The sequence below is a fragment of the uncultured Bifidobacterium sp. genome (assembly GCF_959020145.1).
Lineage (GTDB): Bacteria > Actinomycetota > Actinomycetes > Actinomycetales > Bifidobacteriaceae > Bifidobacterium.
The window spans coordinates 1-19586 of the sequence record NZ_CAUEQY010000001.1 but is presented as its reverse complement, the minus strand read 5'-3'; the positions used below and the strand labels follow the sequence as shown (position 1 = coordinate 19586).

Genomic DNA, 19586 nt, shown 5'->3' with positions numbered 1-19586 from the left:
ATTGTTTCCACGTGTCCCGCTTACGATATCGGGGGTAAAAATCGTGGTCAGAATGTTTTCCAGGGGTGAGGGCATCCCATGATGTTCTGGTAGTCGGCGGCGTCGAGTTCGTTTTCGAGGACGGCATTGTTCTCGTGGTAGGTGTGGAGTGATTTTTTCATGCGGTAGCATGCCAGGCTTCCGGCGCATGAGAACGTGACGGCGATGACGGCGGAAGCGATGATGATGTCCTTTCTTCCGCATACGGCGCCGGTGAGCATGACGATGACGCAGGCCATGACCGCGACGTACAGCAGGTCGCGTTTTCCTCTGGTCTTGCGCGCGTCGTTGAATGCCTGTTCCGCTTCATCCCTCATGTCGGCCGCGTCGTTGAGGTCCATGCCGTTCGGATGGTATGCGTGTGGGTCTGGTTCCTTTCCCATGATTGTTCCTTTTTCCTGTGGATGTCCTTTCTCTTGTCACGCCCGCCCACCTGTTATCGGCCGCGCCACTCAGTGATGATGCGTACGGCGCCGATGTCCGCCAGGGGCCATCCGGCACGGCTGTGTACTCGTGTTGCCCATCGTGACGAACGATGCCGCGGCTCGCATGAATGAGAAAGCCGGCTATCAGGTTTTGCCACCGTTGGTCACGCTGAAATTGTTTGTTATTAGTCGTTCACACTTATCTGTTGTAGGGCTTTGATGATCAGGGAGAGTTTCGCGTCCAGATCCAACAGTCGGACCTCCGGAACCGGAGTCGGAACGGCGTATTGCACGCCGAGGATATGCTGCAGGGTCTTGCTTTCCGATGTCATACCCACTGCCATGCGATTCACTACCTGACGTTGATGTTCCTGCACTGTCCTTGTGTAATGACGCATCACGACCTCTTGGGTGGAGTCTCCGATGTTGTCCATCGTTTCACGGATCGTGCCGCCGTTCTGCATGAGCAGGGTCGCATGAGTGACACGCAACGTACGGAACGTCGCTGTCGTGCATCCCGCCTGTTCGCGCGCTTGACGGAAATGATTGCCCAGGGTCGTCGGGGCGAGTGGTCCCTTTCCCCGACGGGACTGGAATAAATACGGGCTGGATTCGTCTTTTCGATTGGCGATATGCTCGCGGACCAATGGCACCAGCAGGTCAGGCAACGGGCACACGCGTTTGGAATGCTTCGACTTGGTCGGCCCTAATCTTAATTCTCCCAGATCGTGTTCCCCACGGCAGACCGAATGATTCACCATCATGGTTCGGGCTTCAAGATTGAAATCGGATACTCTCAACGCGCATGCCTCGCCGATTCTCATGCCACCGGCCCATGCGGCCAAGAGGACACTTAACCGGTCGTATTCCGGCATCGACTCGTATAGGGCGGCCAGTTGCGTGCCCGTCAATGGCGGCACCTCCCACGATTTGGGTTCCGGATCAGGTGGAATCGGTAGGGTGAACGGGTTCGACGCCAGCAATGGCATTCCTGTACCGAACTTGTCCGAGCATGCGAGATTCATGATGGCTTTCAGTCTCTGGCACATGCGGGGGAACACCCACTCGCCTTCCGCATGCTCGCCGAAGTACCATTTGGAAATCACGTCCGGAGTGATTTGCTTGAGCGTCATGCCGCCGAACACGTCTTTTAAATGGCCCACGTCCGTCCGCAGATTACGTCTTGCCGCGCCACGTAGCGCGGTGCCATCCGGTTTTCGATGCGTATCCACATACCAGTCGGCAAGTTCATCGAATGTCATCGATCCCGCTTTTTTCCGACGATCCCTGTCGGTCGGATGAACCCACTGTTTTAAACCACGACGGTGCATTTCGACCAGCTCATGTTCGCCGGCAAGCCATGACTCAGCATCCCGCACACTTTCAAATGATCGTTGCACTCGGCGTCCATCCACGGGTGACGAATAGCGTGCAAGCCATGCGCTGATCGACCCGTCGGATCGTTTCCGCGCAACGATCGTTCCGAATCTTCTTATCCTTGTGACTTCCAGATCTGGGTCCGTCATATCAGGTCCTTCCACGCATTAGCGTCGGCAGGGACGCCCGATTCGGGGAGGATTGCAAGGCCAAGGAGCACGAGCGTCGTCGCCATTGAAAGAGCATATGCATCTCCGGGAGACGAAGCCCCCTCGATGCAAAAAAGATAGCGCATGACAGTTGATTCGGCAAAACCGGTCAGACCTATATGTATGGCGTTTTTTTGGAACCTTAAAATGCATCTGAAACGGCACCTGGGAATAAAAAGCCGGAAGGGAATATGTTGTGGCGTCTTCGTCTGTTCTCTTCCGGCCTCTCTAGAGTGCAGAGGTGTTCTGTTATATGGTCTTTCCTGGTACTTCATTCGTCTTGGGAGCCAGTGACATCCACCAAAGAAGCAACATAAGTAGCATGAGATCTTTCGAGTCCAGGTGGGGGAGCAAAAAGGACTATGTCTAGGGGGCTATTCCGACCCCCTAGACATGACCGGTCCGAGTCCACCTATTCGTACTGGCACCCTCTCGGATACGGCTCGTCCGAATCCATCGCCTACGACCGAAATCTTGCCGTGCGGACGGCCTTTTCTTCGTGATTTGCTTGATTCCACGGTGCAAGGCGGCAATAGGTTGTGTTGAGCCAATGGATTAGCGATTATTCACAGATTGTGCATTGATTGCGCCTACCGTATGATTCGCAGTGTTGCAGATGACGGGGATTAGCCTACCGTTTCGGACAATCTCCGTGCGAACAGCGGAAGGCGCAAGACGCGCAAATGCTCGATTTCTTCGCTCATGGTACGCGGCGGATGGCGTTTGGAGCTGACCAGTCTGCGCATGGCGTCCATCGCTTCTTCTGGATGTGCATCGAACACGGAGGTAAGGAAAACATCCGGCGATTGAGCGTGCAGTCCGTACCTGGAAAGTTCGTCTGCGGGGAAATCCTTGAGGTTGAATGTAACGATGGTTTCCGCACCGGCCCGACGGGCGGCCGCGACCACATGCCCGTCGTTGGGGTCCGACAAATTCACGTCCGGTTCAAACCGCTCCCAATCCTCCGCCATGGCCATCGGAAAGGCCCTGCAGATCGCGTCAAGAAAACCGCGGGCCCGGACGTCGGGCACATGCCGCACTTCCATGATGGCCAAGCGTGCCTCGTCCATGACCCTCGCAGACCATGCTGGCTCGCACAGACCAGCCTCGGCCAAGCTAAGCAGTGGGTCGATGATCCACGTAGGTACGAACAGGTTGGCGTCAAGCAGCGCAATCATAAGGGCACTCTACTTATCGAACCGGGACAGGTAATCCGAATAGTCGATGTCGTACGCGCCGTCCTCATCGGCGATGGAACGCATCTCATCCAACGCCTTGGATGTGGCCTCGTCGCGCCTGCGCTTGTAGTCGGTCACATCCGAAAGCCTCAGGAAACGGTAACTGCGCTCCCCCATGCGGGTGTACGGAATCATGCCCGCGTCCAGCATGCGTGTGAGCGTGCGTTGGGAGACCCCAAGAATACGCGCCGCCTCGCCAGTCGTGATACGCTCGTCATCCGCCACCGCCCGTTCCGGCTCTGCAAGCAGAAACTCCCTAACGCGCCTGTAGTCGTCCGGCGTCAACGGGATACGCGTGCCGTCCACCCCTTGCAGGAACGCTCCGGGAACTCCGCCAGCAGAGCGCCGTGCCTTAGACCTCGTCCTATGGACTTTGCCACCCATCATCATGGTCATCGCAACCACCTCCATCTGTTTTCATCATGCGGCAAATGGACACAATGGACAATATGTGGATCGGGATAATCTAGACTGCTTTCAGGTTCACCGCGGCCACCTTGACCGATACTTCTCCTTCTTCGGCGAATCCTCGTCGCCGTCGGCAATCGCGGTTTCGGAGGTCTTGCCGTTTCAGTAGCTCCAGTTGTTCCAATGCAGGCTCGCTCGGTCCGCGTTGTAGCCGAACGGAATCATGACGAACCGTTTTCGCGAGCGGCGAGAACGGCATTGCGAAGATCCCTCGACCCTGCCACCCCATGGATCGTCCCTCGCTTGGCATGCGCAGGTATCGAAGACTCGCCAGATCCGTGCAGCATCATTGCCTTGCGATTCCGGCGAAACGTCAAATCGGCCATGAGCGGCCAAAACCTCTTGACGCAAAAAACAACGCCGCCTTATAATCAGCCCATACTGCCGATAGATCGAATCGTCTGCAACCGAATCGAGAGGAGGCGAAATCATGTATGACGAGATTCCGAGTCTGCTGTATGTCGCCGGAGCTTTAATCGCCGTGCTTTCATGGACTCTTTTCGCATTCTCGAAAACCATCCGTCCAGAAGGTCGAAGAGCCTTCATCCTGTGCCTCTCCGTTATCTGGATATTGTTCTTTGCGAGTTCGACACTGGCACTCGTGCCATATCCGCTTTTCGAGGCGTACTCAGGATTCATGGATCCCGATGTCCTCGATTTCTATGACCAGCCGGTCATACGGCTATTGCCGGCGGTGACCTGCGGAGTGAACCTGTGCGTGTCGGCAGGCTGTTCCATGGTTCTTGTAGGCAAGCGTTCGAAGCGATAGGCCTTCGCTCCGGATGCCGACGGAAGGTCAATCCCCACTGGTGCAGAAAAAGGCCGAGTCCGTCCACGTCGAGACCGACAGAAATCCATTGGTCTTTCCATTCAAAACGACGCAAAGTCTGCCGTTCGCGTTGAGACCGGCAGACGAGCCGCACTTCTTCTGCTTGAAACGACGCAAACCGGGCTGCCAGCGTTGAAATCAACAGAAAACCGTTGACTTTTCTGCTCGAAACGACGATAAAGCTACCATTTGCATCGAAACCAGCAGAACAATCGCAATTCATCCGCCCATTCCGACGCAAACATGAACTTTTCCGTCGGAATGGGCAGAACAATCGCACTTCATCTACCCAAAACTACGCTGCGGCAGGCTGCGCAACAGAATATATGACCGTTTTTTATTCTTTCTTTAAGATGAACCGATGAGTCTACAATAGAAATGGCGATTGCGGCATGACGTACGCATACTTTCCTGCCTATAGTGAAGGCACAACAGAAAAACAACAGAAGATACAGAGACAAGAAAACAACGAAGCGACGAGCCGCGCGACGCAGAAGAAGACAAGAGCAAGAAGACAGGCGGCCGTCCGAAAGGAAACACCATGAAGAACGACACCTTCAACCAGATCATCAACGCCAACCTCGCCTCCATCGACCCGGGCTTCGGCCAGTTCGCACTCGCCAAGGCCTCCTCCGACCTGATGAAGAAGGTCCTCAACAAGTAAGGCTTTCCGATTCCAACGAATCACATGGCGGGCTGCCGCGGTTCCCAGCGGACCACGGCAGCCCGTTTTTCGTATGAGGGTTCCAGTCCGGATTGCCACCGGGCCCGACGCCCGCATCCGGGAATCCTACGGCCATTGAGTTTTCCGGTCGAACGGCCCCCTCAGCCTCCGGCCGGTGCGGCATGGGTTTGCCCAACGCGCCGACCGCATACACCGACGTATGCCGACGATGGCGGGTTCCAGTCCGTCATTCCGGCCGCTTCAGCGGCGTGGCGGCGGCCGCGTCTACCGCAGTGGTCGTGGGCGGCCGCCTGGGCTATCGGGCATATGAGGACCACAGGACGGCCATGGCGCGCGGAACGTGCGTGTCGGCGGCCGCCGATCTGGACAGGGCCGCCAAAGAGTGTAGGAATCCGCTCGGCGCGGACGCGACAAAGTCGGCAAGACCCTCGAGCATCATACAGATCGACCGGAACCTGCTCGAGACCAAGCTCGACCGCCTGGTCGCCGAGAAGGTCACCGAACCATTGAACGCGATGCCCGGCGCTTCAGGCCGACGAGATCGCCAACGCCGCCAGATACGAGCGCGCCGGGGAGCGGAAGGTGTACCGCGCCGGCCACTACGACCGGAGCCTGACCGCCAAGGCCGGCAGGCTCGGCCTGAAGGTGCCCAAGCTCAAGGGCGAGGTCTTCGAATCCGCGGTCATCGAGCGCCACAGACGGCGCGAGGAAAGCGTCGACCCGCCGCTATCTCGACAGGTCCCGGCTCGATGACAAACTCGCGGAAGCGAACTGATCATCGTGCCATGGACGGCCATGGTCCAAAGTGCACATCTTTTCGGGCACTACCGAGAAGGTCCCAGCTTTACAGGGGGTATTAATGACCTTTATCTCACGGGCGGCGCGCTATGTGCTCAGAAAACGAGTGCGCACCGCGGTGCTGTTCATTGTGCTGACCATCATAACGGCGAGTATGCTGTCCGCGACCGCGGTTTCTCAGGCAGCTCAACATGAGGCCGGACAGATTGAGAAACAGGCGGTCGGCGGATTCGTGCTGGCCAGTAACCTGCAAGGCAGCATGCTGACACCTCGCGGAGGCGGAATGGTTCGTCCCGCTGATGTGCAACGAATCTCGAAGCTGTCCGGTGTTGACTCGTACATGGTCAGGCAGAACGCCACCGCCGATCTCGTGGGAGCCAGCGTGGTGAAGGTCCCCGGCGGCGATGATTACGATGCGGAGAAAGAACAGCAGTTCGGCAATACGGCCAACGTCATAGGCACAAACGATTCGTCAAAACTCAATGTGTTCACGTCGCACACGCTCGGCATGGTCGACGGACGTCATCTCAAGGCATCCGATAAGCATATGTCGATGGTCCATGAGGATCTCGCCAAAACCAATGGGCTTAAAGTCGGCGATACCCTCACGCTCAAGGCCAATCCATATGATGCCGACAATGAGTCGCATTCGACGGCAACCGTCAAAACCACCATCGTTGGAATATTCAAAGGAGACAGCGACAGAAAGGTATCCAGCCGCGCGGAACTCACCTCCAACACTGTGTACACCGATTTGGACACTACAAGTACTCTGTACCAGTACAAGGCCGGCAAGGAAATATACCAGGATGCCACTTTCGTTCTGGACAGGGGTGTCGACGTGGAGAAAACCATGGAAGCGGCGAAGAAGCTTCCGGTGGATTGGAACAACTACCAGATCACGCGCAATGACCAATATACGTCGAGCATGCTGAATGCCGCCCGAAGTGTGCGCTCCATGATGCGCGGCGCTTTGATCGGCGTGACCATCTCGGCAGTGATAGTCCTCAGCCTCATGCTCTTGCTGTGGATGAACGACCGACGTCAGGAGATGGGCGTATTGGTGTCCCTCGGCATCGGCAAGCCATCCCTGATCGCCCAATATCTAACCGAGATGATTCTGATCGGTCTGCCGTCCCTGGCCCTCGGATGGTTGTGCGCACGAGGAGTGGCCCAATGGCTTGGCACTTCGGCCCTCCGTTCCGTGAACGCCTCCGCGGCGAAGGAGCTGAGCAGCATGGGGCAGGTTGGCGGCGATCTCGAATCCAATATGTCGGTTCGTACCTTGGATTCGCTCACGGTATCGATCGACACGACTGCCGTACTGTATGTGTCGCTCGGCCTGCTGGCGGTGATGCTGGTATGCGTCGCCATATCGTGCATACCGATGCTGCGCAAGTCGCCGCGAAGCCTGTCGGAGCTCCGATGACGGGCATGAACGTGTGGAAGCGTGCCACGCTGGCAATCGTACGTAAACCGGTACGCAGCGGAATCATCGGACTGTTGATGCTGATGGTTTTCACCAGTCTCGTGGCTCAGGTCGGAGCGTCAACGGCGCTTCAGAAAATGTCCGACGATATCGGCGGAAGCCTGGGAATAGGTTTTACCGTCGACACCGGCGAGAATCCCGTCAGCCCAAAGGAAGCGAGCCGGTTCTCACGCATCCCCGGCGTAGGGAAAACCGTTTACGAACGTAAGACCCTGGCGCAGGTGGATGGCGCGCATCCGGTTGTCCCCGAACATGGTCCTCGACTGGATTCCGGCCTATCCACGCAGGTCAGCGTGCTGGGCACCACTGACTCCTCGTTGTCCGAAGAGTTCCAAAGCGGCCTGTACCGGTTGGAACAAGGACACCACATTTCAAATAATGGCCGGAGCGTGCTGATTCACCGGGATTTCGCACGTGAGAATGGGCTATCGGTGGGATCGACCTTCCGGCTCAGTCAGGAAGGCCGCGATTCCACCGTTCGCGTGGCCGGAATCTTCTCTGGCAATGTACAGGCACAGAGCCCTATGCCATCGGACGCATCGGAGAATCTCATCTATTCGGGCGCTCAAGTGGTTTCCGCGCTGACTGGAGAGGAACGGGTCGGCACGATCCGGTGCCTCTCGGATAATCCGCGGGATCTTTCCGCAGCAATGGCCCAAGCGAAAAAAATCGCCGGAAGCGAGTATGGCGTCACCGATGACTCGGCGCGGCTTTCCGGCGTGCTGCAGTCGGTGGAAACGGTACGCGATCTGGTCCGCATGGTGCTGTTGTCCGTCTGCCTGGCCGATGTGCTGGTATTGGGCATGGCGCTTGTCTTCTGGATTCGCTCACGCATCCATGAGATAGGCACCCTTCTGGCCCTCGGCATCGGCAAGATGCAGATTATCGCCCAGTTCGCGATCGAAACCGGTCTCATGGCTGTGGTCGCCGCCCTGTGCTCGCTGGGAACGGGCTCCCTATTGTCCGGTTACGTGTCCTCGCTTCTGCTGCACGATTCGGGAGTCGCGCCTCTTGAATCATTGCAGGTGGAGGCTCTGCCGCCAGAACAGACGCTGCTCATCCTGCTGCTCGGATGCGCGGTCATCGCGATTGCGCTTGCCGTGTCGTGCGCCGCGGTGCTGGCCAAATCCCCGAAATCCATTCTTTCCTCTATGCGTTAGGAGATATTAATCATGACTATCTGTCTGCAATTGGACCATGTCAATTACTCATATGGCGCGGCGAAGATCCGCGTTCTTTCGGACGTGAACGCTGATTTCGAATCCGGAAAGATGTATGCGATAACCGGTCCATCGGGAGCGGGAAAGAGCACACTGCTGTCCCTGTTGGCCGGTCTGGATGCCCCCTCTGATGGAGTGGTCCGTTTCGAGGGTGAGGATATAGCTACGACGGGTTATTCAAAGCACCGTCGCGAGCACGTGTCCTTGGTGTTCCAGGACCATAATCTGATCGACTATCTCACTCCCGAAGAGAATCTGCGTTTGGTCAATCCCAAGGCCGATATGAAGATCCTCGAGGATTTGGGACTGAGCCGTGAGGAATCGAAGCGCAACATCATGCACCTGTCGGGCGGTCAACGTCAGCGAGTGGCGGTCGGCCGTGCCCTAGTGGCGCCCGGCCGCGCGATTCTGGCGGATGAACCGACTGGCAGCCTGGATCCGGAAATGACTGATGAGGTGATTGATCTTTTGCGGCATGCCGCTCATCAACTCGGTAAATGTGTCATTGTGGTGACGCATTCCAAACGTGTCGCCGATTCCGCCGATGCCGTTTACACCCTCAGACATAAGAAGCTAGCCAAGGCATAGCACTCTCGCACAGACCACGTCTTCCGTCATGGCCGGCAAGAACCGCGCCAATGCCCCTTCCGCCATCGTCCTCGGCTGCGAAACGGGTGTCGGGATTGCGTCGTGGATCGGTGACGTTTTTGGGACTCGTCGCCGATCCACGACGCCCATGCCGGCCCCCGTCCTGATTCGCACTCGCCCCGATCGGACCACACGCCCGTCCGGCATCGACAGAAGTAAGAACGGCCGGGACATGCCCCGGAAAGAAACGAACCCGCCTCATCGAAAAGGAACCAAAAATGACCGCACGACACATCGACGCCACGGACAAGACGGACGGAAGCCATGTCGTCAAGATCCTATGGAACGAAAACGACGGCGAACGGGAACTGACCGTCCGCATGCCGGCAGCCGGAACGGACGCCACGGACCGCGTGGACGTGGACCTCCTGCCCGTCCCGGGAGAGGATCCCGCCACGACGATGGACGATGCCGTCGCGGCGTTGGAGGGATTCCTCGGCAACAACAAGTACATCCACATCGATGGGGACGACGTCAGAAGCGTCTGCGCCGGCGCCCTGACCACGGTCATCCGCGTGGAAAGCGGGTCGTCGACGGGCATCGTGGAGGCGCTCGACGGACGGTTCCATGATTCGAGCGTCGCATCCGACGAGGTCACGGGAGCGATAATCGCCATCGAAGGTCCGAAGAGCCTCCAACTGTCCGACGCCACGGCGATCGTCGGCGGCGTGCAGAAGCGCCTCACCGACAAGGTCGAGATCATATGGGGCCTGAATTTCGCCGACGAGGACGTCCTGCGCGCCACCGTACTGCTCGCAATACAACAGAAATAAAGAACACGACGGGTTTGCATGCAGGAAAATCAAACATCATCGGAATGCCTGTTGCACTTACAAGTACGAGTCCCCATGCTAACCGCTAGTTTCCATGTCACCGGGGCGTCTTTTATCCGTTTATCCGCGTCAACACGACCCGCACGGTCAGGCAATTCGGGTCGGACTCCCCTGTGGTTTCGCTGAAGAAAACCGGGGGTGCTACCCAATCAGCTGTTGTGGGATTTGTGCCAGATGAGATACGAGTAAACATACATGGCTGCGACCGAGACAATCGCAAGCACCATAATCACTGCCAGAATCCAGGTTTCAGGCAATATACCTCCTAAAAATCCCAGCACAATCAGGCTAACGCCCACCACCATGAAACAGGCTCCGCCGAAACGGTGGGTGCGGCGCCAGTTGTCGGGGTCGTCGAGCGCCCATGGCGTTTTGATGTCGAGCGTGTAGTTTTGCCGCACACGAGGTAGATAATTACCCATGCCGATGAAGAACGCGCCGATCGCCCCGGACACGATGACGTTGACCGCGCCCTTGCCAGGAAGGAGGTTCCAGACGGTGAGTTCCCCAAGCCAGCTGATGGCGCACATGAATACCGTGAACGAGATCACGAATCCTTGGTAGAATCCGCCGAACTTGGCATATGCGGCACCTTTCGGATCAATGCGCGGCACCACATAGAACAGTGCGAGAAACGTCAATGGAAGCGCACCCAGAACGGATGCCATCCAACGTGGCCCCCATCCGTTCACACCGCCGTCAACACCCCAATGCATGGGAATGCGCTCAGGTAGCCCCGGCATGGCGGCAAGATGCGCCACGACGTTCAGCACGCAAAGCAGCATGAGGACGACCCATACACGGGCCGGAATACCGGTCGAGGCTTTGGTTGTCTCGGGTTTTTCCTGCTTTTGCATTGTCAGACCTTTCATTGCCTGTCTTCCGGATCGTCCGCGAAGCCCATGAACCATCCGACCAAGTCCTGCATAACTGTGGTATTGAGGCTGTACACGATGTTCTGCCCATGTCGTTCGTCCGTTACGAGACCAGCGTTCCTAAGAGTCGCCAGATGGTGACTGAGCGATGGCTTGCTGATGTCGAAATGCTCCGCGAGCTCCCCCGCGGTCATATCCCCCGCACGCAGCAGCTCGAGGATACGACGCCGCGTGGGGTCGGCGAGTGCCTTGAATCCTTCTCCTGCCATCATCGCTCTCTTTCCAGTATCGGATTGGGATATTCATCCTACCAGATATTTAGACGTTTGTCTAAATATCTAAAATACGGAAGTCTGAAAACGTCATGGAAACCGGAATCTCGTTTTTTCGGAGCAACGCTGATGTCAAGGAACGGCGCCTTCCAGTAGACTCGGCAATAATCCCACGCCATAGGCGGCAACATGGGCGGAACCGCGCAAGACAAGGAGGTCCCGAATGGAATACATTCGAATTACCAGGGACAACATCGATGCAGAGCACGTCTGCTGCGCCATGTCCGGCAAACAGGCCCTTGCGAAAAAGGAGTGGCTCAAACGTCGATTCGACGAAGGATTGATCTTCTACCGCAGCGTAGAACGCGGAAAATGCTTCATCGAATATATCCCCGCGGAGAACGCGTGGGTTCCTATCCAAGCGGATGGGTATCTTTACATCGACTGTCTATGGGTCGCCGGCTCCATGAAAGGGCACGGATATTCCAACGACCTGTTACGGGAGTGCGTGAGGGATGCGAAGGAGCAGGGGCGGAAGGGATTGTGTATTTTGTCTGCCGAAGGACGCAAGCGCGAATTCCTCTCCGACGCGAAATACCTTGCGCACAAGGGTTTCATGGTTGCGGACACGTCATCATGCGGAATCATGCTCATGTACCTGCCGTTCGGTTCGGACACGAAGCCTCCGCAATTCAAAGAATGCGCCAAATATCCCACGGCGGATGGTGATGGATTCGTTCTCTATTACACGGACCAGTGTCCGTTCACCCACTACTGGGTGCCACGCGTGGAAGCGGTGGCGGAAGAGCACAGCATTCCATTAAAAACCATTCACATCATCAGCCGTGAGCAGGCCCAGAATACGCCAGCTCCGGTCACGACCTACGCGCTGTTCAAGAACGGAGAGTTCCTGACTCAAGGCATCCAGTCCGACAAGAAGTTCCTGAAGCTCGCAGGCGTACAGGTCTGATGCCGGCCTGACGTTTTTTTAAGATGCGGGGGCATCATGACGTTCCGCACGCATTACCATTCGAACAAGTCGGATCGGCCCGTACGGCATGGCGGAAACACCCCCACCCGCGCAACCGTCAGCGTGCAATGCAGCGAAAAGCATAAAGAAAACGGGTTCCGAATGAACCGGAACCCGTATAACGTAAAACCTCGAAATATCTGAAGTGTCAGAAGTATCCGAGTTTCCTAGAAAATCAGGCGAACAGGAAGCCCTGGCCGTGATGTTCCGGATACGTGTCGAACAGTTCGGCAACGGAACCGTCTTCGAACACGGCGCGGATGGCACTTGCCAGCAACGGCGCGATCGACAGAACAGTCAGACCGTCCCAACGCTTTTCTTCCGGAATCGGCACGGTATCGGTGAGCACGACCTCGCGTGCGCCGCAGTTCTTCAGTCGGTCCACGGCCGGGCCGGACAGCACGCCATGCGTGGCGACGACGGTCACCGACTTGGCTCCGGCATCCTTAAGCACGTTGCATGCGCCGGCGATGGTGCCCGCGGTGTCAATCAGGTCGTCGACAAGCACGCAGTCCTTGCCTGCGACGTCGCCGACCACACGGTTGGCGACCGCCTGGTTCGGGCGGGTGATGTCGCGGGTCTTGTGCACGAAGGCGAGCGGACCGCCGCCGAGGCGCTGCGCCCACTGTTCGGCAACACGGATACGACCGGCGTCCGGGGAGACGACAGCGACGTTGTCAAGTTGGTTGGAGAAACGGTCACGGATGTAATCGACCAGCACCGGCATGGCGATGAGATGATCAACCGGGCCGTCAAAGAAGCCTTGCGACTGCGCCGCATGCAGATCGACGCTCATGATGCGGTCGGCGCCTGCGGTCTTGAGCAGGTCAAACACCAGACGGCAGGAGATGGGCTCGCGGCCGCGGTGCTTCTTATCCTGGCGGGAATAGCCCAGCAGCGGGCAGACCGCGGTGATGGAACGCGCGGAAGCACGCTTCAACGCATCAATCATGATGAGCTGTTCCATGATGGCCTGGTTGACCGGATTGGAATGGCTCTGCAGTACGAACACGTCCGCGCCACGCACGGACTCGGTGTAGCGCACGTACATTTCGCCGTTCGCAAAATCGTATGCTGTGGTTTCCAGAACATCAATGCCGAGCTGTTCGGCGACTTCCGCCGCCAGCTTCGGGTGTGCTCTGCCTGTGACAAGGATAAGGTTCTTATCCGGCTTTCCTTCAAGGATTGCGCTCACCGTGTCTCCAAACGTCTGTTCTAGCGAAGTGGATGTGACCCATACTAACCGGCCGCGCAGACCTCACCGACCCCGTGTGTTCGGGGGCCATGCGATCGTTCCGTCCACCTTCTATCGGTATAGGCCGTGTTTGCCGATGTATTGCACCACGCCGTCGGGTACGAGATACCAGACGGGTTCGCCATGTTCGGCGCGGCGACGCACATCCGTGGAAGAAATCGCCAATGCGGGAATCTCCAGCGTATCCACCTTGCCTTCAGGTAATTTCACGCCGTCCGGCGAGGAATAACCGGGACGTGTCACGGCCACGAAATGCGCCAGCTCCCACATCTTGTTGGCGTCCTTCCATTGCATGATCTCCGCCACGGCGTCGGCACCGGTGATGAAGAACAGTTCCGCATCGGGATACTGGGCGCGGATGTCACGCAGGGTGTCGATGGTGTAGGTGACGCCGGGACGGTCGATGTCCACGCGCGACACGGTGAATTTCGGGTTCGACGCGGTGGCGATGACCGTCATAAGGTACCGGTCCTCCGCATTGGTGACCTTCTTGTCCAACTTGAACACCGGCCGTCCGGTCGGCACGAAGATCACCTCGTCGAGGTCGTACACCCAGGACACTTCGGAGGCTGCGACCAAATGGCCGTTATGGATCGGATCGAAAGTGCCGCCCATGATGCCGATGCGCAACCGGTTGTGCCAGTTGCCTCGTGCGGACCTGCGTCCGGTGGTCACGGCTGATTGCGGCCGGTCTACGGATAGTTCCGACATGCGTCGTTCCGGCTCGACCACGTAGCTGACGGTCAGTTCGGGATCGGCCTCCGCAGATTCCGGCCGCATGCGTTTTGGTCCGGTCATGCGGACGCTCCGCTCTTTTGCGCGCCATCGGCCTGCTGTTCGGCCTGTTTCTCGGCCTGCTGCTCTTTATCCGCGTCGGCGGTTTCCTGCTCGATGCTGTCCGCGGTCGGTGAGGCGTTGTCGGGATCGATCTTGTCCATATCCTCATCCCACTCGTCCTGCACCACACGTCGAATCTCGGCGAATGTCGGCAGCGGGAAATCCGGCTGGTATATGCTGCGGATTCCGGCAACGCGCTCGGTGACACGAATCAGCGTGTCGGTCATGCCGACGATGTCATGGTCTCGTTCCATCGCGCTGAACTTGGCGATGTGCTGTTCCATGACCCGCATCTGCTCGTCGATATCGTCAAGCTGGGCGGCATCGGGAGTGATGACGTCCGAAGCGTCGGTTTCGGGCCAGCCGATCAGCACCGCGTCGGCGTATTCGAGCGAGGCGCGTTCATCCGCTGACGCGATACCGTCTTCGACCTGCACAAGGAACACATACCGCACGATGCTCAATCGTTCGGATGCCAATCGCAATCTGAGCATTGGGTCGGTCAAGTCCGCGTTCCATGGGTTCTTGTTGTCCTGCATGGTGTGCTGCATATTGTCCTGCATGACTTCGTCGCTCATTCTCTCACCTGTCCTGTTCCGTAGCCAATCCATTTGGTCGTGGTCATCTCGCGCAGCCCCATCGGACCGCGCGCATGCATCTTCTGTGTGGAGATGCCAAGTTCCGCGCCGAATCCGAACACGCCGCCATCGGTGAAACGTGTGGAGGCGTTGACCATCACCACCGCCGAGTCGATGCGGGCGGTGAATTCCTCGATGGCCGAATAGTCTTCGGCGATGATGGATTCGGTGTGCCCGGTGGAGTGGCGGTTGATATGCGCGATGGCCTCGTCAAGCGAGTCGACCACCTTGATGCCGATTTTGAGTGCCAGATATTCGGTGTCCCAATCCTCGTCGGTGGCATGCACGAGTTGCGCATTTGCGATTCCGGCATGTTCGATGATGCCATACGCGCGTTCGTCGGCATGCATTTCGACTCCCGCTGCGGCGAGCGCTGCCGCGGCTTTCGGCAGGAAGCTTTCGGCGATGTCTTTGTGGACGAGGAGTTTTTCGGTGGCGTTGCATACGCCGACGCGTTGGGTTTTGGCGTTGATGAGGATGGGGATGGCTTTGTCGGGGTTGCCGGTGCGGTCGACGTAGATGTGCACGTTGCCGGCTCCGGTTTCGATGACGGGGACTTTGGAGTTGCGTACCACGGCTTGGATGAGTCCTGCTCCCCCGCGTGGGATGAGCACGTCGATGTGGCCGCGTGCTTCCATCATGGCGGTGGCGCCGTCGCGTCCGTATTGGTCTACGGTGGCGATCATGTTGTGGTCGTATCCGTGTTTGGTGAGTACGTCGGCGATGACGGCGAGTGTTGCCGCGTTGGTGTGTTCGGCCGCGTGTCCGCCGCGCAGCAGGACGGCGTTGCCGGATTTGATGCATAGGGAGGCAACGTCAACGGTGACGTTGGGACGTGCTTCGTAGATCATGCCGAGCACGCCGATGGGGACGCGTACCTGCTGCAGTCGTAGGCCGTTTTCCAGATGGTATCCGCGTACGATTTCGCCGATGGGGTCTGGTAGGGATGCCACGTGGCGTACGCCTTGCGCGGCGGCGGTGATGCGCTGCTGGTCGAATCTGAGTCGGTCGAGTTTGCCGGCGTCCATGCCGTCGGTTTCGGCTTGGTTCATATCGAGCGCGTTGGCTGCGGCGATGTCGTCCGCATGCTGGTCGAGTGCGTCGGCGATGGCGTTGAGCAGTTGGTTTTTGGCTTCGGTGTTTGCCTGGGCAAGTTGCGATTGCACGGTGCGGGCTGCGTCGCCCATGGCGCATACTGCTTCGAACACGTCGGTGTTCATGGCGGTGCCTTGGTTCTGTGGATTCGTCATAGTCTCTTAGAATAGCGCGAAATCACGCCTCGCTGGGCAATGACGGCCATTTTCGGGTCGTTGGTTGCGCGGCGGGACGCGATTTCGTCAGTCGAGGCTGGTGATCAGTGGATTTGGTCGAGTCCCGGGTAAAGCGGGAAGTCTTCGGCAAGCTTGTCGACGCGCGCCTTGAGCGCGTCGACGTCGGCGTCCTGTCCTGCGGCGAGAGCGGTGCCGATGATGTCGGCGACTTCCTCGTATTCCTTGGGTCCGAAGCCGCGGGTGGCGAGTGCGCTGGTGCCGATGCGCAGGCCGGAGGCCACGGATGCGGGGCGTGGGTCGAACGGGACGGTGTTGCGGTTGATGGTGATGCCGCATTGTGCGAGCAGGTCTTCGCCTTGTTTGCCGTCCATTTCGCTGTTGCGTAGGTCGACCATGACCAGGTGCACGTCGGTACCGCCGGTCAGGACGCTGATGCCGTTGTTTTTGACGTCGTCGGCCATGAGGCGTTCGGCAAGGATCTTGGCGCCGTCGAGGGTGCGTTGCATGCGGTCTTTGAATTCCGGGGTGGCGGCGACTTTGAAGGCGACGGCCTTGCCGGCGATGACGTGCATGAGCGGGCCGCCTTGCTGGCCGGGGAATACGGCGGAGTTGAGTTTCTTGGCGTATTCCTGCTTGGCGAGGATGAAGCCGGAGCGTGGGCCGCCGAGGGTTTTGTGCGCGGTGGAGGATACGACGTCGGCGTATGGGACGGGGCTTGGATGCAGTCCGGCGGCTACGAGGCCGGCGAAGTGGGCCATGTCCACCCAGAATTTGGCGCCGACCTCGTCGGCGATCTCCTTCATGGCTTTGAAGTCTTCGATGCGCGGGTAGGCGCTCCATCCGCCGATGATCATGGCGGGATGGGTCTCGAGCGCACGCTGGCGGATGATTTCCGGGTCGATGCGGAAGGTTTCGGGATTCACGCCGTAGGCTTCGGCGTGGTAGAAGCGGCCGGAGAAGTTGATTTTCATGCCATGGGTGAGGTGGCCGCCGTGGTCGAGGGCGAGGCCGAGAACCGTGTCGCCGGGTTTGACGAGCGCCTGGTAGACGGCTGCGTTGGCCTGTGCGCCGGAGTGCGGCTGTACGTTGGCGTATTCGGCGCCGAATAGGCTTTTGGCGCGTTCGCGGGCGATGGTTTCGATTTTGTCCACCTGCTCGCAGCCGCCGTAGTAGCGGCGTCCCGGATAGCCTTCGGCGTATTTGTTGGTCAGTACGGAGCCTTGTGCCTGTAGGACGGCGCGTGGCACGAAATTCTCGGATGCGATCATTTCGAGTCCGTTTTGCTGCCTGGATAGTTCGGCGTCGAGGATTTCGGCGATTTCCGGATCCGCTTCGGCGATGGGCGCGTTGAACATGTCGTTCGGTGTTTGCGCAAGAGGTGATGCAGTCATGAAGCCCTCCTTGACTTCGGAATGATCATCCGCTGTACCGCGGGTTACAGAGCAGTGTACGTGTGAAAACGATCGGAGGAAAACCGGGTTTCGAAACATGTGGGAAATATGGCACCGCCTGCGCGCGAAGACATGGACGGCACGATCGCGGGCCACGTGGAAAAGCAGGACCTTCCGTCGGCAATCGTATGGGGTCGGCGTCCCATTCCACGGACGCGAGGCGACGTTCTTCCCACCTGTGCCGGTACACTGAGAAGCACGTTTGACGTAATCTGTCCGTTCTATTGCTAAGGAAATCAAGTGACCACGTTCCACAGCACACGCAGCACCACCGATTCGCTTACCTCCAAGCAGGCCATCCGCAAGGGCATCGCCGATGATGGCGGCCTGTTCGTGACCGACTCCTTGGGTGAGACCCATGTGGATATCGCTTCCTTGGCCGGCAAGTCCTACCAGCAGATCGCGTTCGATGTGCTGTCCGTGCTGCTGCCGGACTACACCGAGGCCGAGCTCAAGGAGTGCATCGACGAAGCGTACGGCCCGCAGTGGTCCGACGAGAAGATCACTCCGGTCAAGCCGCTCGGCGATGACTATGTGATGGAACTGTTCAACGGTCCGACTTCCGCGTTCAAGGATGTGGCGCTGCAGATTCTGCCGCGTTTCATGGCGCGCACCACTCCGGCGGATGGCGACGCGGATGAGAAGATCATGATCGTCACCGCCACGTCCGGCGACACCGGCAAGGCCGCGTTGGCTGGTTTCGCGGACGCCGCGGGCACCGGCATCACCGTGTTCTATCCGGAAGGCAAGGTCAGCCAGGTGCAGGAGCTGCAGATGACCACGCAGTCCGGCTCCAATGTGAACGTGTGCGCGGTCAAGGGCAATTTCGATGACGCGCAGTCCGCCGTCAAGCGCATCTTCGGCGACAAGGAGCTTGCCGAACGTCTCGCCGATGATTCGCATGTGGTGCTTTCCTCCGCGAATTCCATCAATGTGGGCCGTCTGGTGCCGCAGGTCGTCTATTACTTCTCCGCGTACGCGCAGCTGCTGGAACGCCAGGTCATCAATGTGGGCGACGAGGTCGAGTTCGTTGTGCCGACGGGTAATTTCGGCGACATCCTCGCCGGCTATTACGCGAAGCTGCTGGGCCTGCCGGTCAAGCATCTTGTGGTGGCGTCCGACAAGAACAACGTGCTGTTCGACTTCCTGACTTCCGGCACGTACAACCGTCAACGTCCGTTCTTCCAGACCATTTCCCCGTCGATGGATATCCTCATCTCATCGAACCTGGAGCGCATGCTGTATTACATGTCCGACAAGGACACGCGCCTGATCTCCATGCTGATGAACGATCTGAGCCAGTGGGGCGCCTACGAGGTTCCCGAGCCGATGATGAAGAAGATTCGTTCCATCTTCGGCACCGGTTGGGCCGATGAGAACCAGGTGCGCGAGATGATCGCGGACTGCTGGAACAAGAACCATTACGTGATCGACCCGCACACCGCATGCGGCTACTACGTCATGCAGCAGATGCCGCGCGATCCGCTCACGCCGCGCGTGCTGCTGTCCACCGCCAGCCCGTACAAGTTCCCGCGCGTAGTCAACGAATCTCTGGGTCTTGACGCGTCCGGCACCGATTTCGAATGCATGGACGTGCTTGCCAAGGCCACCGGCACCACCGCTCCGGCCGCGCTGCGCGGTCTTGAGACCGCCGACGTGCGTTTCGACCATGTCGTTGACATCGACGGTATGGAAGGTT

Annotated in this window: 19 protein-coding genes and 1 pseudogene; 9 read left to right on the top strand and 11 right to left on the bottom strand. The window is 58.4% G+C overall.

Translation table 11 applies throughout. The features are described from left to right. Positions 1 to 47: 47 nt before the first annotated feature. The 4 genes from Q5H33_RS00100 to Q5H33_RS00085 form a co-directional block, all read right to left on the bottom strand. On the bottom strand, positions 48 to 422 hold the full coding sequence (locus tag Q5H33_RS00100) for a hypothetical protein (RefSeq protein WP_302422387.1): 375 nt from the start codon (positions 420 to 422) through the stop codon (positions 48 to 50). Between the two features lie 227 nt (positions 423 to 649). Beyond that, positions 650 to 1726, bottom strand: coding sequence for a site-specific integrase (locus tag Q5H33_RS00095; RefSeq protein WP_227561918.1), 1077 nt, complete (start codon positions 1724 to 1726; stop codon positions 650 to 652). 950 nt (positions 1727 to 2676) lie between these two features. Further along, positions 2677 to 3228, bottom strand: coding sequence for a PIN domain-containing protein (locus Q5H33_RS00090; protein ID WP_003807074.1), 552 nt, complete (start codon positions 3226 to 3228; stop codon positions 2677 to 2679). Positions 3229 to 3237: 9 nt separating this feature from the next. Next, positions 3238 to 3684, bottom strand: coding sequence for a helix-turn-helix domain-containing protein (locus Q5H33_RS00085; RefSeq protein WP_158001455.1), 447 nt, complete (start codon positions 3682 to 3684; stop codon positions 3238 to 3240). Positions 3685 to 4186: 502 nt separating this feature from the next. Here Q5H33_RS00085 and Q5H33_RS00080 point away from each other — a divergent pair. The 7 genes and pseudogenes from Q5H33_RS00080 (at position 4187) to Q5H33_RS00050 (ending at position 10198) form a co-directional block, all read left to right on the top strand. Next, positions 4187 to 4525, top strand: coding sequence for a hypothetical protein (locus Q5H33_RS00080; RefSeq protein WP_038444512.1), 339 nt, complete (start codon positions 4187 to 4189; stop codon positions 4523 to 4525). Between the two features lie 601 nt (positions 4526 to 5126). Then, on the top strand, positions 5127 to 5249 hold the full coding sequence (locus Q5H33_RS00075) for a hypothetical protein (protein ID WP_003807087.1): 123 nt from the start codon (positions 5127 to 5129) through the stop codon (positions 5247 to 5249). 455 nt (positions 5250 to 5704) lie between these two features. Further along, a pseudogene (locus Q5H33_RS00070) lies at positions 5705 to 5990 on the top strand (transposase); the annotation flags it as partial. Positions 5991 to 6129: 139 nt separating this feature from the next. After that, positions 6130 to 7497 carry an ABC transporter permease gene (locus tag Q5H33_RS00065; RefSeq protein ID WP_302422386.1) on the top strand — a complete coding sequence of 456 codons (1368 nt, stop codon included), beginning with the start codon at positions 6130 to 6132 and terminating at the stop codon, positions 7495 to 7497. After that, entirely contained in the window at positions 7494 to 8717 is a 1224-nt protein-coding gene (locus tag Q5H33_RS00060; protein WP_302422385.1) for an ABC transporter permease, read from the top strand. Before Q5H33_RS00065 ends, Q5H33_RS00060 begins: the two co-directional genes overlap by 4 nt. Before the next feature lie 12 nt (positions 8718 to 8729). Next, positions 8730 to 9365, top strand: a complete 636-nt coding sequence (locus Q5H33_RS00055; protein WP_003807101.1) for an ABC transporter ATP-binding protein — start codon at positions 8730 to 8732, stop codon at positions 9363 to 9365. Between the two features lie 278 nt (positions 9366 to 9643). Continuing rightward, positions 9644 to 10198: a hypothetical protein gene (locus tag Q5H33_RS00050; protein WP_051872019.1), complete on the top strand. Its 555-nt coding sequence runs from the start codon at positions 9644 to 9646 to the stop codon at positions 10196 to 10198. Positions 10199 to 10407: 209 nt separating this feature from the next. Here the strand turns inward: Q5H33_RS00050 and Q5H33_RS00045 are convergent, their stop codons facing one another. Next, positions 10408 to 11115, bottom strand: a complete 708-nt coding sequence (locus Q5H33_RS00045; RefSeq protein WP_270319976.1) for an SdpI family protein — start codon at positions 11113 to 11115, stop codon at positions 10408 to 10410. A gap of 11 nt (positions 11116 to 11126) precedes the next feature. After that, positions 11127 to 11402: an autorepressor SdpR family transcription factor gene (locus Q5H33_RS00040; protein WP_033500314.1), complete on the bottom strand. Its 276-nt coding sequence runs from the start codon at positions 11400 to 11402 to the stop codon at positions 11127 to 11129. A 226-nt stretch (positions 11403 to 11628) separates the two neighbouring features. Here Q5H33_RS00040 and Q5H33_RS00035 point away from each other — a divergent pair, with 226 nt between their 5' ends. Then, the gene (locus Q5H33_RS00035; RefSeq protein ID WP_038444521.1) at positions 11629 to 12375 is read left to right on the top strand and encodes an N-acetyltransferase; all 747 of its coding nucleotides are present in this window, start codon (positions 11629 to 11631) and stop codon (positions 12373 to 12375) included. Between the two features lie 235 nt (positions 12376 to 12610). Here the strand turns inward: Q5H33_RS00035 and Q5H33_RS00030 are convergent, their stop codons facing one another. The 5 genes from Q5H33_RS00030 to glyA form a co-directional block, all read right to left on the bottom strand. Beyond that, positions 12611 to 13630 (bottom strand): ribose-phosphate diphosphokinase, encoded by a 1020-nt coding sequence (locus Q5H33_RS00030; RefSeq protein WP_003810218.1) that lies wholly within the window; start codon positions 13628 to 13630, stop codon positions 12611 to 12613. 111 nt (positions 13631 to 13741) lie between these two features. Further along, the gene (gene nadD, locus Q5H33_RS00025; protein WP_003810221.1) at positions 13742 to 14470 is read right to left on the bottom strand and encodes a nicotinate-nucleotide adenylyltransferase; all 729 of its coding nucleotides are present in this window, start codon (positions 14468 to 14470) and stop codon (positions 13742 to 13744) included. 14 nt (positions 14471 to 14484) lie between these two features. Then, a complete protein-coding gene (locus tag Q5H33_RS00020) occupies positions 14485 to 15105 on the bottom strand; it encodes a hypothetical protein (protein WP_021899016.1) in 621 nt (206 codons plus the stop codon). Further along, complete coding sequence (locus Q5H33_RS00015; protein WP_188015871.1) at positions 15102 to 16415, bottom strand: glutamate-5-semialdehyde dehydrogenase; 1314 nt, start codon at positions 16413 to 16415, stop codon at positions 15102 to 15104. Before Q5H33_RS00015 ends, Q5H33_RS00020 begins: the two co-directional genes overlap by 4 nt. Before the next feature lie 104 nt (positions 16416 to 16519). After that, the gene (glyA, locus tag Q5H33_RS00010; protein ID WP_021913080.1) at positions 16520 to 17827 is read right to left on the bottom strand and encodes a serine hydroxymethyltransferase; all 1308 of its coding nucleotides are present in this window, start codon (positions 17825 to 17827) and stop codon (positions 16520 to 16522) included. A gap of 300 nt (positions 17828 to 18127) precedes the next feature. Here glyA and thrC point away from each other — a divergent pair. Beyond that, a partial coding sequence (gene thrC, locus Q5H33_RS00005) for a threonine synthase (RefSeq protein ID WP_302422384.1) occupies positions 18128 to 19586 on the top strand: 1459 nt, incomplete at its 3' end.

Coding starts and splice junctions, on each gene's coding strand:
- Q5H33_RS00095 (WP_227561918.1), bottom strand. CDS start 1,726: ATGACATTCGATGAACTTGCCGACTGGTATGTGGATACGCATCGAAAA.
- Q5H33_RS00100 (WP_302422387.1), bottom strand. CDS start 422: ATGGGAAAGGAACCAGACCCACACGCATACCATCCGAACGGCATGGAC.
- Q5H33_RS00080 (WP_038444512.1), top strand. CDS start 4,187: ATGTATGACGAGATTCCGAGTCTGCTGTATGTCGCCGGAGCTTTAATC.
- nadD (WP_003810221.1), bottom strand. CDS start 14,470: ATGCGGCCGGAATCTGCGGAGGCCGATCCCGAACTGACCGTCAGCTAC.
- glyA (WP_021913080.1), bottom strand. CDS start 17,827: ATGACTGCATCACCTCTTGCGCAAACACCGAACGACATGTTCAACGCG.
- Q5H33_RS00055 (WP_003807101.1), top strand. CDS start 8,730: ATGACTATCTGTCTGCAATTGGACCATGTCAATTACTCATATGGCGCG.
- Q5H33_RS00050 (WP_051872019.1), top strand. CDS start 9,644: ATGACCGCACGACACATCGACGCCACGGACAAGACGGACGGAAGCCAT.
- Q5H33_RS00020 (WP_021899016.1), bottom strand. CDS start 15,105: ATGAGCGACGAAGTCATGCAGGACAATATGCAGCACACCATGCAGGAC.
- Q5H33_RS00040 (WP_033500314.1), bottom strand. CDS start 11,402: ATGGCAGGAGAAGGATTCAAGGCACTCGCCGACCCCACGCGGCGTCGT.
- Q5H33_RS00090 (WP_003807074.1), bottom strand. CDS start 3,228: ATGATTGCGCTGCTTGACGCCAACCTGTTCGTACCTACGTGGATCATC.
- Q5H33_RS00065 (WP_302422386.1), top strand. CDS start 6,130: ATGACCTTTATCTCACGGGCGGCGCGCTATGTGCTCAGAAAACGAGTG.
- Q5H33_RS00035 (WP_038444521.1), top strand. CDS start 11,629: ATGGAATACATTCGAATTACCAGGGACAACATCGATGCAGAGCACGTC.
- Q5H33_RS00085 (WP_158001455.1), bottom strand. CDS start 3,684: ATGACCATGATGATGGGTGGCAAAGTCCATAGGACGAGGTCTAAGGCA.
- Q5H33_RS00015 (WP_188015871.1), bottom strand. CDS start 16,415: ATGACGAATCCACAGAACCAAGGCACCGCCATGAACACCGACGTGTTC.
- Q5H33_RS00060 (WP_302422385.1), top strand. CDS start 7,494: ATGACGGGCATGAACGTGTGGAAGCGTGCCACGCTGGCAATCGTACGT.
- Q5H33_RS00075 (WP_003807087.1), top strand. CDS start 5,127: ATGAAGAACGACACCTTCAACCAGATCATCAACGCCAACCTCGCCTCC.
- Q5H33_RS00045 (WP_270319976.1), bottom strand. CDS start 11,115: ATGCAAAAGCAGGAAAAACCCGAGACAACCAAAGCCTCGACCGGTATT.